Below are 12,906 nucleotides of genomic sequence, written 5' to 3'. Positions count from 1 at the left end.
TTACAGATTTAATCTCTCCTAAATAGAAACTAATTTTTAATTGGATTTGCTAATTTTTGATTGAAGCATTTAACTAACATTTTATAAAGTTCTGGATGTTTCTTTTTGAGCAAATCTGGGCGCTCGAAGAAATATTCTGAAGCTACTGCAAAGAATTCTGCTTGGTTTGTACCACCATATTTTCTGATATCAGAATGGTTGTCGTTTATGGCTTCTATTTCCTTATGAATTAAATTCAGCCAAGGTATTGCATATTGATGTTCTAATAATCGCTCTGGAACGCCATCTGTTCTATCATCCAGCTTATCAATAAGGTGTACAAATTCGTGTATGCCTGTATTGCTTTTATCTGTTGTGTTTCTAAAACCGTGATACAATGCTTTTTTAGATAAAATCATTTGTTTCTCAAAACGTCCGTTCCCGACTATCCCACCAATATTGCGCGAGTTATCCTTACTGCTAAATTGCATATCTTCATTAAAATTATCTGGGTATAAGAGGATTCCACTTAAATTAGTGTAATGCCATTCTTTAAAGCCGAAAACAGGAATTACCGCACTTGCTGCAATTAAAATTTTGTCTAATTCTTCCAATTCAAACTGCACGCCATCTATATAAACCTCACTTAAAAACTGCATCATTTTTTGTTGAAAAACAAGTTGCCTGCCTTTTGAAAGATTTTTATAATAAAGAACATTCTCCATTAATAATTTGTGCCAATGCTCTGGAAATGGCTTTACGCTATGCCGTTTCTCTTTTCGATAAAAATGAATAGCAAACAGAAGAATCACAACCAAAATTAAAATATAAACCATATTATAGCGAGGTATTAATCTACAGGTTCCGCTTTAAAGCCTACCTTTTGCAAGGTAGCCTTTACATCTTCTTCTGAAGCACCATCGCTTTCTATGGTTAAAATTTTATCAGGATTAGCGGTATCCACTTCCCAACTTTCGACACCTTCTTGCTTGTTTAAAAAAGGGGTCACTTTTGATACACAACCACCACAATTGATATTTGTTTTAAATTTTAAAGTTTTCATTGTATTTGAATTTATAATTAATATTAAAGTTTTACTCCTTTAAGCCTTAAACTATTTAGAACTACAGATACGCTACTGAAAGCCATTGCCATTCCCGCAATCATTGGGTCCAATAAAAATCCATTTACGGGATACAAAACGCCTGCTGCAATTGGAATACCAATAAGATTATAAATGAATGCCCAAAATAGATTCTGACGTATGCCCAACACGGTTCTTTTCGATAGTTCCAAAGCTTTGGGAATAGATTGCAAATCTGACGTTATCAATGTCATTTTCGCGACGTCCATTGCTATATCAGACCCTTTACCCATTGCTATACTTACATTGGCCTGTGCCAAAGCGTGCGAATCGTTGATACCATCGCCCACCATTGCGACTATCTTTCCATCAGCTTGCAATTTTTCAACAAAAGCTGCTTTCTGTGAAGGCATCACTTCTCCTTGGTAATTTGTTATTCCTACTTGTTTTGCGACAGCAGATGCGGTTTTATTGTTATCTCCAGTAAGCATATAGACTTCGATGCCTCTGTCTTGAAGTGTTTCTATAGCTTTTTTTGAAGTTTCTTTAATCTTGTCAGCAATGGCGAGTATCGCCAGCACTTGTTTTTCATTGCCAAAGAAAATGACCGTTTTAGCCTGCTCTTCGAGACTTTCTGCCGTTTGCATTAAGGAAGCGTCGATTTGAATATTCTTTTCAACCATTAGCTTATGGTTTCCAACATAGTATTTTGAACCATTTTCTGTTTGAGCTTTTACCCCCTTTCCTGTGATACTTTCGAAGGAAGCCATTTCAGTTTGTTCAACATTTTCATCTTTTAAGTGGTTGACTACAGCCCCTGCCAAGGGATGTTCTGACTGTGCTTCGATAGCCAAAAGAATTTCCTTGTAATCGTTCTGATTTTCAAGCTTGTCCTTCCAAAGTATGTCGGTTACCAAAGGTTTTCCTTCAGTAATCGTACCCGTTTTATCAAGGATTACTGCATTCACTTTATGGCCAAGCTCTAAACTTTCGGCATCCTTTATCAAAATATTATTTTCAGCGCCTTTACCGATACCCACCATAATGGCAGTAGGTGTGGCCAATCCCAATGCGCAAGGACAAGCGATAACCAACACGGCTACAGAAGTTAATAAGGCTTGTGAAAAACCATTATCGCCTCCAATTGATATCCATACAATAAAGGTAATAATGGAAATAGCCAACACAACGGGAACAAATATTCCAGCAATTTTATCGACCAGTTTCTGAACAGGCGCCTTGCTTCCTTGAGCTTCCTGAACCATTTTAATGATTTGTGATAGTAAGGTTTCTCCACCTACTTTTTCGGCAGTAAATTGAAAGCTCCCTTTTTGATTTACCGTGCCTGCAAATACTTTTTCATCAGTTGATTTTTCTACTGGAACAGGTTCTCCCGTAATCATACTTTCATCTACATACGAGCTTCCCTTGGAAACTTCTCCATCCACAGGAATCTTTTCTCCGGGACGCACCAAAATGGTCTGGCCAACTTGCACGGATGAAATAGGAATTTCCTTTTCTTCTCCATTCTCAATGATTTTAAGGGTTTTAGGCTGAAGACCCATTAATTTTTTGATGGCTGAAGACGTATTGGATTTTGCCTTTTCTTCCAATAGTTTCCCCAAGGAAATAAAGGTTATAATTACCGTAGCCGCTTCATAATAAACGTGAGGTTCAATACCACGACTCAACCAAGATTCTGGAAAAAAGGTATTGAATACACTAAAGATAAAAGCGATTCCTGTGCTCAAAGCTACCAAGGTATCCATATTTGCTTTACCGTGTTTGGCTTGCTTGAAAGCATTGATGAAAAAGCTACGACCGAACCAAAAAAGAATTGGAAAAGTTAACACCAAAGAAATCCACTTACCTGGTTCCCATTGCATAAAAAACATTCCTAATACAAAAATGGGTAGCGTAAGTATAGCCGACCAGATAGTACGGCTTTTTATGTCCTGATAATGTTTTTGCTGAAGTTCTTGTTGTACTTCCGAAGGATTTTCTGTATCTATAATAATATCATAGCCTACCTCGCGAAGTGCATTTTGAAGTTGATTAGGACTCAACGCTTTGTCGTATTCCACAAGAACAGAACTATTAGCGAAATTGACGCTGGCATCAAACACTCCTTCTGTGTGTTTTAAAACAGATTCAACGCTCGCTGCACACGATGCGCAGGTCATTCCCGTAACAGGAAATGATTCTTTTATTCCCTGTTTTTGCTTCTTTTCTTTGGTTTCAAATATGTTGATTGTCTCCATAATCGTATTCATCTTAATACATCACAAATTTTAGGATTTAAAGTTTTTAATATATTACGTTATATGCTGAATGAATTGTAGAATTTGCTTGTTAAGGGTCACCAATATGTAATTTTCCCAAGTTTCCGATACAAACAAGATAACTTATACCCGATTTTTTATAAAACAAAAGACTACAATGTGAGTTGTAGCCTTTCGGAATTTGAGGTTGTTGCACCTCACTATAATGAATTGAGATAAGTTGTATTATTTTAAATATTCGTTACAAGCTTCCTCACATTTTCTACAGGCATCTGCACATTCTTGACAGTGTTTGTGGTCGTGCTTGGCACATACATCAGCGCATTTTTTACAGATATCACGGCATTGTTCTACCATACCTCTAACATCTTTATAATTTGACGCAAGCAAATTTGCTGTTGCACTACAGATTGCAGCACAAGCCCTATCAGTTCTTATACAATCTACCATCATCTTGACGTTTTCTTCGCCAAGACAAGCATCTGCACAGTAATTACAATGTGCTACACAATTGTTTAAAGCTTCGATTAATTTTGAATTTTTCATAAATATATTAGAATTTAAATTGTTAAAAATAGTCCACTACTATAGCGGATATTACTAAAGACAATTTAATGTATGTAATATCGTTTTTTGTTATAAAATATGCCGAATGATTTGTAAAATTTTCGGATTAACAGAATTTAACATCATATTTTATCCAAATATTTACGATTCTGATTTGTGCTTTTTTTAAACTGTGTAGGTGTCATTCCTGTAACCTTTTTAAATTGATTGCTTAAGTATGCAACACTACTATAATGAAGTTTAAATGCTATTTCACTCAAGGTTAATTCATCGTAAACTATAAGTTCTTTAACACGTTCAATTTTCTGGTTTATGATGTACTGCTCGAACGTAATATTTTCTACCGACGAAAAAAGTGAACTTAAATATTTGTAGTCCAAGTGAAGTTCGCCTGTAACAATATCTGCCCATTTGAAATCGAGCTCCTCGGAAGAATGATGGATTTTATCTACAACCAATGTTTTCATTTGTTCAATAAGTTGACTTTTACGGTCGTCAATCAAACTAAAACCTGAATTTTGAAGCGCTTTGGAAAGACTATTTTTTGTGTTGGGACTTAACGATGAAACTAATTTAACCTCCCCCAATTTTATAGAAACATACAGTATTTTAAGTTGTTCCAAAATATTGGAAACTGCTGAGATACATCTTGGGCAGACCATATTTTTAATATGGATAGTCTCATTCATATAGTACTTGTTTCAAAATAATTTTAATCCAGATTTGTATAGAGAATAATAAACGGCAGCTGTTGCAGCAACTACAAAAATCAATACTATCACAACTAAAGCTATAATTTTATCTTTTTTTGGAATATCACTTTTAGGCTGATGTTTCTTTCTGTCATTTTTTCTTCTATTTCTTCTACTCTCACTCATCCTCGTTCTCCTTCAAAAAATCAAGATGACTAATTTAAACTACCCAATTAAGTATAGTTTTAAACTATTGTACGGTTTCTGTTACTTCACCACAGTTTAGCATTGCTTGTCCGTAGTAGGGATTTTGTATTTCTTTTTCCGTGCTCAACCAATATGCGCCTTCATTATTATTTGCCATTGGACAAAAATCTATGTAAATTTCTTGGTTGATGCCAAACGCTTTCATTGCATTTATGAGGTGTGCTGAAAGACTGATAAAATGATTTCTCTGGGTTTTAATATCGGATGTCTGGGCAATTTCATTTGAGGAAGCCTTCAATTCTTTTTCAAGTTGCGCCCAGTGGTTATTCGCATTTTTATCCTTTAGCAAAGCAAGGTCAACTTGTGTTAAACTTTTCTGTAAGGTCTGTGCGGCCGTTTTTGCTTTTTCACTTTGGTCGTTTGTCAATGCTGTTTTAAGCATAATATAATCATCAAAAACTGTTTTGAGCTGCTCTTGGAATTTGGAAGCTACATCCATACGCTTGGCGGCATCAACTGTGTTGTTTAAATTTTCCATTCCCAAATGCCCTTCGTGACCTGTCATTGTTTTACCACCTGATGCATTCATCATAGATTTTTTTCCTTGTAACTGTGCAGCGGCATCTACGGTAAATGTTCCGTTGGTTACCACTTCATCGCCGTTAGAAAGCCCTTCGATAATGGTATAGTTCTCACCATTTTTCGTTCCCAAAGTCACTTCTTGCATTTCAAAAACGGGTTCATTGGGATTGGTCTTTACGTACACCAATGAGCGCTCGCCTGTCCACATTACTGCCGTTGCAGGTATGCTTATCGCAATTTCCATAGTATTGCCTTTTGTCATTGCCACTTTTGCGGTTACGAACATTCCTGGTTTTAATAGATTTTCCTTATTGTTCAATGTGGCGCGCACTGAAACAGTTCTGGACTTTGTATTCAAAGTAGGGTCGATAAATGAAACTGATGCTTCAAATTCTTTATTGGGATAAGCGTTACTAGTGATTGTTACCTTTTGACCTTCCTTTAGTTGCGAGATTTGTCTTTCGTAGGCGTCAAACATTGCCCAAACAGTACCCAAATCACTTACTTTAACAATGGGCTGGCCTTGTTTTACATAGTCGCCTTCTTCTGCCATTTTTTGGGAAACGGTGCCTGAAACAGTTGCATAAATCGGAAAATTTTCCCGCACCTTGCCAGAACTTTCTATTTGGTCTATTTGGCTTTCAGAAAGTTTCCACAATTTTAATTTGTTTCGAACTGCTTTGTATAAACCTGGTTGTGATTCTTTCAGGTCAGAAGCAGTTAAAAGTTCTTGTTGGGCAGCAACGAGCGTTGGTGCATAAATCGTTGCCAACAACTGTCCTTTTCGTACTTCTTCGCCCGTGAAATTGACATTCAACTTTTCAATACGTCCTTCAAAATAGCTTGCCTGTACCGCATTGGCTTCTTCGTTGGCCATTATTTTTCCGGAAAGTGTTATTTTGTTATCGTCGGTTCCTGAAATATTTCCTACAATTGTAGTTTGGATATTCGCCAGTGCCATTGCATTGTCGCTCATTTTTATTTCGTTCATTGCAAGCCCTTCCGCACCAGTTTCGGCGGGAATTAAATCCATACCGCATATTGGGCAGTCGCCAGGTTCTGGTTGCATAATCTGTGGGTGCATTGAACAGGTCCACATTTGATGTTCTTCGGAGTGGTTAACGTCTTCGCTCAAATCTGTTACTTTCTTGCTGTTTACGGAACCTTCCGCAGAAGGGCCAAAAAAGACATAGCCCAAGACCAATCCTATGGCTAAAATTGCGGTATAAATGATGTATTTTTTCATAGTATATTTTTTTATTTCTTTATAAAACCCAACAGATTTTAAGACCAGTTAGGTTTTGGTAATTATTATTATTCTGCTTGCAAACGCTTTATCATTGCTTTCATTTCTCCAATTTCTTTACGTTGTGCTTTGATAATATCATCAGCCAGTTTGCGCACTTCAGGGTCTTTGATATCGGCTCTTTCACTTGTTAAAATTGCAATTGAGTGATGGGGAATCATTGCTTTCATCCACAGAATATCGCCAATGATTGGGCTTTGTGCCCTAACCAAACCAAGTGCGCCTAAAAATAGCACCAAGCTACCTAATAAAATAGCGATGTTCTTTTTCTTGTTTTGATACATTTTCCGCATAAAAAACCACATTATTACTGCCATTGCTGCAATACCCAAACAACTCATATAGAATCTGGTTAAACTAAAATATACGTGGTCTAACGCATAACTATTTAGATACATCGTGATGTACATTGCAATAAAAGATGCGACAAGCATCAAAATAAATTTTGTGTAATTGCCTTTGTTTGTGTGTTGATTTGAATTTTTCATTGTTTTAGAGTTTTTGGTTATGATTTAATTATTTTCTTTTTTAATTTTCTAATGGTTGGCGAGGAGGTGTACCACAGCAGGAATCCGCTTAACACCGTAATCAATCCCAAGAGCGAAAACGCCCTTAATACAATGGTATTGAAATTGTCGCGCGTGTCATAATCCATTGTGTGGGTCATCCATAAAAAGTCGAACCAACGCCACGCTCGATGCCTTACAGTCTGGAATTTTCCGTCTGTTACCGAAACATAAGCATTAAGAGCTTCATCGGTATCATATGAAATAACATAGGCTGGCAATAGCTTTTCCCGATATTCGTGATAGTCGTCCACTTCGGTTATTTTTTCGATGTTGGCGACTTTCAAACCATCTTTCATATAGTTTTTGGCAACAGACAAGGCCTCTTCTTCCGTAATATTTTTTTTTGCTTTCCCAGTTTTTGCACTGTACAATTTTTGATTGTTTATCCAGTAATAAGGCTCGTTGTTGATGTCCCTAATTTCGATACTTCCAATGCCTTCAGGATTGTTTATTTGTGAAGGACTTATTAAATCATCAAAGGCTTTGGGCACGTAATCTAAATTACAGAATTGGTCACCGTGAATGTCGTCTATGTTTGTCCAACTGAAATACATTCCGCTAATGGTCCAAAACAGGAACTGTACCCCCAAAAAGAGCCCCAAATATCTGTGGGTCTTTCGTATTTTTAGTGCGGTTTTCCTTTTCACCATCTTTAAAGTTTTAACGAACGTAACCGCAAAGCGTTCATAATAACGGAAACTGAACTAAAGCTCATTGCCAAAGCCGCTATCATTGGTGATAATAACAACCCGAAAATAGGGAACAAAACACCTGCTGCGATTGGGATTCCTAAAATGTTATATCCTAAAGCCCAAAATAGGTTTTGCTTGATGTTACGCATTACACCGTCGCTCAATTCCCGTGCCTTGACAATACCGTGCAAATCGCCTTTTACCAAGGTTATCATTGCACTTTCAATGGCAACATCTGTTCCTGTTCCCATTGCGATACCAACATCACTTTTTGCCAAGGCTGGCGCATCATTGATGCCGTCGCCTGCCATTGCTACAACTTTTCCGCTGTTCTGTAATTTTTCTACTTCCTGAAGTTTGTTTTCGGGCAACATTCCTGCTTTAAAATCAGCAAGATTTAATTCTTTTGCGACCGCTTGGGCAGTATCGTGATTGTCGCCAGTAAGCATTATTACTGCGATACCTTTGTCTTGAAGTGCTTTGATCGCTTTGGCGCTGGTCGCCTTTATTTTGTCGCCAATGACAACATATCCCACAACTTTTGAATCGATGGATAGGTATGAAACTGTTTTTCCTTGCTTTTGAAAACTTTGTGCTTCGGTTTCCATTTCCGAAGTTAATTCAGCCTTGGCGTATGCCATCATTTTGGAATTCCCTAAATCCACTTTTTTCCCGTTGATGTTTCCTTCAACACCTTTTCCGGTAACTGCGCTAAACTTTTCAGCGCTCAAAAACTCAACATTCTTTTCTTTACCATATTTTACAGTTGCTTCGGCAAGCGGATGCTCGCTTTTGCTGTTTAGGGAAACGATGTATTGAAGCACTTCTTTTTCTGAAAAATTAGTTCCGAAGGCTCCGACTTTTTCAACCGTTGGTTTGCCTTCTGTTATGGTTCCTGTTTTATCGATAATAAGTGTATCCACCTTGTCCATTTTTTCCAAAGCTTCGGCATTTTTTATGAGCACACCATTTTGTGCGCCCTTACCAACACCGACCATAATGGACATTGGTGTTGCCAAGCCCAAGGCACAGGGACAGGCGATAATCAATACTGCAATTGCATTTACAAAGGCATAAACATAGACGGGTTCCGGACCAAAAATAGCCCAAACCACAAATGTGATAATGGAAATAAGGACAACTATGGGTACAAAATATCCCGAGACGGTATCCGCCAATTTTTGGATTGGTGCACGACTGCGACTGGCATTATTGACCATTTGGATAATTTGGGACAGTAGGGTATCTGCACCCACCTTTTCGGCTTTCATCAAAAAAGATTGGTTGCCGTTGATGGTGCCACTGGTAACTTTGTCATTTGCCGCTTTGTTTACGGGAATAGGTTCGCCTGTAATCATAGATTCATCGACCGTTGTACTACCTTCGGAAATCACGCCATCAACTGGAATTTTTTCGCCTGGTTTCACCCGTAGGATATCGCCCAATTTAATGCTATCAATCGTAACCTCTTCTTCCTTGCCATCTTTGACTAGTATGGCCTTGTTTGGCGCGAGCTTTAGCAATTCCTTTATTGCTGAATTGGTTTTGCCGTGGGCACGTGCTTCCAAAACCTGACCCAAGAGCACCAAGGTCAAAATAATAGTGGATACTTCATAATATACGTGAACGGCACCAGATTCTGTTTTGAACTGTGCCGGGAAAAAATCGGGAAAAAGCATACCGAATACGCTGAATAACCACGCTGCGCCAGCACCAATGCCGATTAGGGTAAACATATTGAGGTTCCAGGTTTTGATGCTTTTATAGGCACGTTCAAAGAACATCCACGTAGCATAAAACACCACAGGAATTGAAAGTGCAAGCTGAATCCAGTTCCAGTTTTTTTGCTTCATTACCGTATATAACGGATTATTCGGAATCATATCGCTCATTGCGATTAAGAAAATAGGTAAGGTAAAGGCGACTGCAATCCAGAATTTCTTGAGTAATTTGTTATAGGTCTTTTCTTCGGCTGAACTATCTGCTTCCATTGGGACTAAGTCCATCCCACAGATTGGGCAGGCTCCAGGTTCATCTTTTACAATTTCCGGGTGCATTGGGCAAGTCCATTGTTCAGAAGTTTTTGCAGATAAATTTTGCTCTTCAACTAAATCCATTCCGCAGACAGGACAGTCTCCAGTTTTTTCATATGTTTTGTCTCCCTCACAATGCATCGGACAGTAAAAAGTGCCAGTTCCTTTACCTTTAGGTTTTTCATTTTTTGCTTTCGTACTTCGACTACGCTCAGCATCAACTCCGGCGGTATCGTTTTGATGATGTCGCTCTCCAGATTTGTGGATAGAATAAGTACCACCTTCTTTTTTAAGGGCATCTTGGAATTTCTCAATAGGAATATGTGATTCCATTTCAATGGTAGCTTCAGCTTTTGCTAAATTCACAGTAGCCTTTGAGACACCTTTCACTTTGGAAAGTGTTCCTTCTACGTGATTTCGACAACCATTGCAGGTCATTCCGTGTATTTTATAGGTGTGTTTCATAGTATCTGTTATTTTTACATTTTCATTTGTTCTTTTTCACTGTTTTCCATTCCCATATTCATATTTCCGTCTTTATCTGTATGCGATTTCATAAAAATAAATTGAGAAAGAAAAATGAGGGCAATACCAATTGCAGCAACTATTAGTACAAATGGGTCGTTTACATATTTTAAATAGATAAATGCTGCCAAAATAACAACATCCAACAGTATGGCAATTATTGGAATAATCGGGTTGAATTTTACTTCCTTTTTCAAATATTTAAAAAGTCCCCAATGAATAGCAATGTCCATTATCAAATAGAAAATAGCACCAATGGAAGCTATGCGAGTTAAATCGAACAAAACAGTCAAAAGTATCGCTAAAGAAACAGTAAAAATCAGCGAAGGATTTTTAAGTTGCTTCATTCTGTTCATATCAGGAACTTGTTTCATATTGCTTAACATACCCAACATTCGCGAGGCAGAATATACGCTGGCAATTACACCGGAAACTGTTGCAACAATGGCTAGTAAAATAGTTAGCGTTGAACCCCATTCGCCAAATAGAGGTTTTGCTGCTGCTGCGAGAGCATAATCTTTTGCTATTATAATTTCTTCAATACTCAATCCGCCAGCAACCGATAATGCCAAAACAACATAGATAACCGTACAAACGATTATTGATATAATTATGGAACGCCCTACATTTTTATGAGGATTTTTTATATCGCCACCTTGATTGGTAATGGTCGTAAATCCTTTGTATGCAAGGATAGACAAGGCCAATGCGGCAATAAATCCAAAACCTTCAGGCAGGGATTGGCCATTGGCAGCACTATAAGTACCTGTGATTGTGGGTAAACCAGAAATAACCAATCCTGATATAGCAAGAACTGCAATACCCACTACTTTAATAATTGCAGTAATGGTAGCGGTAGTCTCAATAATCTTGTTACCCGAAATATTGATGATATATGCAGCAACAATAAGCAATACACCCAATGCAGATGCATAACCTTCATATCCTTGCGGAAACAGTCGTAACGCATACGCCCCAAAAGTACCTGCCACTAAACTTTCTGAGACAACCATTGATACATACATCAGCAAAGAAAATGAACCAGCAAGTGTACCTGGTAAATAGGCCTTTGTCAAAAATTTAGCAACACCTCCAGAAGAAGGATAGGCGTTTGAAAATTTAACATACGAATAGGAGCTAAAGCCTACTACAACTGCGCCTGCGATAAAAGCAATAGGAAATAAATCGCCGACTAATTCGGCTATCTGCCCCATTAAAACAAAAATACCTGCACCAATCATTACGCCTGTACCTAAAGATACAGAGCCTAATAATGAGAGCTTTTGGGTATTTATTTTTAATGGTTTCATCTCGAAATTTCTATTTAATCTGATTACAATATTGGTTGCGGGTCACTTTTTATATGTTATATATATGTTTCAAATTACCTTAATTTTTTTCGGATTGCCTCAGAAATATTTTCAGAGTAAACCCCATAAGCATCCACCAATAAGCCTTTTATTCCATTTTTGGAAGAAATGGCATATAGTACACTATTGTCATCTGTGCTACTCATTCCTTCAAAACGATGCATCTCGTCCACCTCAAAATCTTCTGGATGGAATTTCAACTTTAGAGCATTACATTCCAGATGTTTCTCTTTCAAATTGAAATCAACAGTGTAGCCTTTAGCCTGTAAATGAGCCATAGTTTCAGAAAGTGTATCGTAGCTTTTCATATTATAATAGTGCCCGACTTGGGAAGGAGTTTTAACTAATCAACAATGAAAAATTTTCCATTCCCTTCCCACATCAGGACTTATTTTATGTTCTCTTGGCCTGTTTTAAATATCATAAATACTCTTATCATTCTTTTTGAATATAGAAAACACATAGTTATTCCAATTTCAGCACCAATTGTGCAAATTGCACATTTATTGTTTTATCCAAACCTTGCATTAAAGAATCTAACCCCGTATCTGAAACCAAAACCTGTCCCGTTGCACTTATCAGACAAGACATATTTATGCCCTGTTCTATATGGGTAATGGTTGCTTTAAACTGTGATTTATAGGTTTCCCCTTGATATAAAACATCAACCAGCCAATTAAAATTGATAGGGTCGTGCCGTTTTGATAAAAAATCAACGGATGGAATAGTACCTGTAAACCGAAGAATTGCAGGTGCTTCCCCTTCTTGTATAATGGCATTTAATTCAGGAAGGTCTGTTACTAAAGTTTTAAGGTCTAGAACACCATTTACTACTTTAGAATTGTAATCAAGATATAGTGCCAGACTATGGCTTTCTGCCTTGATAGTCTTACCGTCCACCAAAGTCATCATCTCAATATGGCCATCATCGGTTCTATATATTTTTTGAGCCGAAACCTCGAAATATGTTATTAAAAGAACTGCGAACATCAATAGTTTAGTTTTCATAATGTTTATT

Annotated in this window: 13 protein-coding genes; all 13 read right to left on the bottom strand. The window is 37.5% G+C overall.

Translation table 11 applies throughout. From position 1 onward, the window contains the following. Positions 1-29: 29 nt before the first annotated feature. Positions 30-815: a zinc-dependent peptidase gene (locus P163_RS00895; RefSeq protein WP_031427481.1), complete on the bottom strand. Its 786-nt coding sequence runs from the start codon at positions 813-815 to the stop codon at positions 30-32. 14 nt (positions 816-829) lie between these two features. Next, on the bottom strand, positions 830-1,042 hold the full coding sequence (locus P163_RS00890) for a heavy-metal-associated domain-containing protein (protein WP_028376586.1): 213 nt from the start codon (positions 1,040-1,042) through the stop codon (positions 830-832). Between the two features lie 23 nt (positions 1,043-1,065). After that, positions 1,066-3,324 (bottom strand): heavy metal translocating P-type ATPase, encoded by a 2,259-nt coding sequence (locus tag P163_RS00885; protein WP_031427480.1) that lies wholly within the window; start codon positions 3,322-3,324, stop codon positions 1,066-1,068. A 246-nt stretch (positions 3,325-3,570) separates the two neighbouring features. Continuing rightward, positions 3,571-3,891, bottom strand: coding sequence for a four-helix bundle copper-binding protein (locus P163_RS00880; RefSeq protein WP_028376588.1), 321 nt, complete (start codon positions 3,889-3,891; stop codon positions 3,571-3,573). 143 nt (positions 3,892-4,034) lie between these two features. After that, complete coding sequence (locus tag P163_RS00875; RefSeq protein WP_013073615.1) at positions 4,035-4,601, bottom strand: helix-turn-helix domain-containing protein; 567 nt, start codon at positions 4,599-4,601, stop codon at positions 4,035-4,037. A 12-nt stretch (positions 4,602-4,613) separates the two neighbouring features. Next, positions 4,614-4,790 (bottom strand): hypothetical protein, encoded by a 177-nt coding sequence (locus tag P163_RS18515; RefSeq protein ID WP_013073616.1) that lies wholly within the window; start codon positions 4,788-4,790, stop codon positions 4,614-4,616. A 64-nt stretch (positions 4,791-4,854) separates the two neighbouring features. Continuing rightward, positions 4,855-6,639 carry an efflux RND transporter periplasmic adaptor subunit gene (locus tag P163_RS00870; protein WP_013073617.1) on the bottom strand — a complete coding sequence of 595 codons (1,785 nt, stop codon included), beginning with the start codon at positions 6,637-6,639 and terminating at the stop codon, positions 4,855-4,857. A 68-nt stretch (positions 6,640-6,707) separates the two neighbouring features. Next, entirely contained in the window at positions 6,708-7,187 is a 480-nt protein-coding gene (locus P163_RS00865; RefSeq protein WP_013073618.1) for a DUF305 domain-containing protein, read from the bottom strand. Positions 7,188-7,204: 17 nt separating this feature from the next. After that, positions 7,205-7,918, bottom strand: coding sequence for a PepSY domain-containing protein (locus tag P163_RS00860; RefSeq protein WP_028376590.1), 714 nt, complete (start codon positions 7,916-7,918; stop codon positions 7,205-7,207). A 2-nt stretch (positions 7,919-7,920) separates the two neighbouring features. Further along, a complete protein-coding gene (locus tag P163_RS00855) occupies positions 7,921-10,458 on the bottom strand; it encodes a heavy metal translocating P-type ATPase (protein WP_028376591.1) in 2,538 nt (845 codons plus the stop codon). A gap of 14 nt (positions 10,459-10,472) precedes the next feature. Continuing rightward, positions 10,473-11,828 carry an APC family permease gene (locus tag P163_RS00850; protein ID WP_013073621.1) on the bottom strand — a complete coding sequence of 452 codons (1,356 nt, stop codon included), beginning with the start codon at positions 11,826-11,828 and terminating at the stop codon, positions 10,473-10,475. A 74-nt stretch (positions 11,829-11,902) separates the two neighbouring features. Then, positions 11,903-12,196, bottom strand: coding sequence for a hypothetical protein (locus P163_RS00845; protein WP_013073622.1), 294 nt, complete (start codon positions 12,194-12,196; stop codon positions 11,903-11,905). 157 nt (positions 12,197-12,353) lie between these two features. Then, positions 12,354-12,896 (bottom strand): hypothetical protein, encoded by a 543-nt coding sequence (locus P163_RS00840; RefSeq protein ID WP_013073623.1) that lies wholly within the window; start codon positions 12,894-12,896, stop codon positions 12,354-12,356. Between the last annotated feature and the right edge of the window lie 10 nt (positions 12,897-12,906).

Origin of the sequence: Gillisia sp. Hel_I_29, assembly GCF_000744275.1 — a bacterium.
Classification (GTDB): domain Bacteria; phylum Bacteroidota; class Bacteroidia; order Flavobacteriales; family Flavobacteriaceae; genus Gillisia.
The sequence above is the reverse complement of the archived record's forward strand: the minus strand, read 5'-3'. Positions and strand labels throughout refer to the sequence as shown.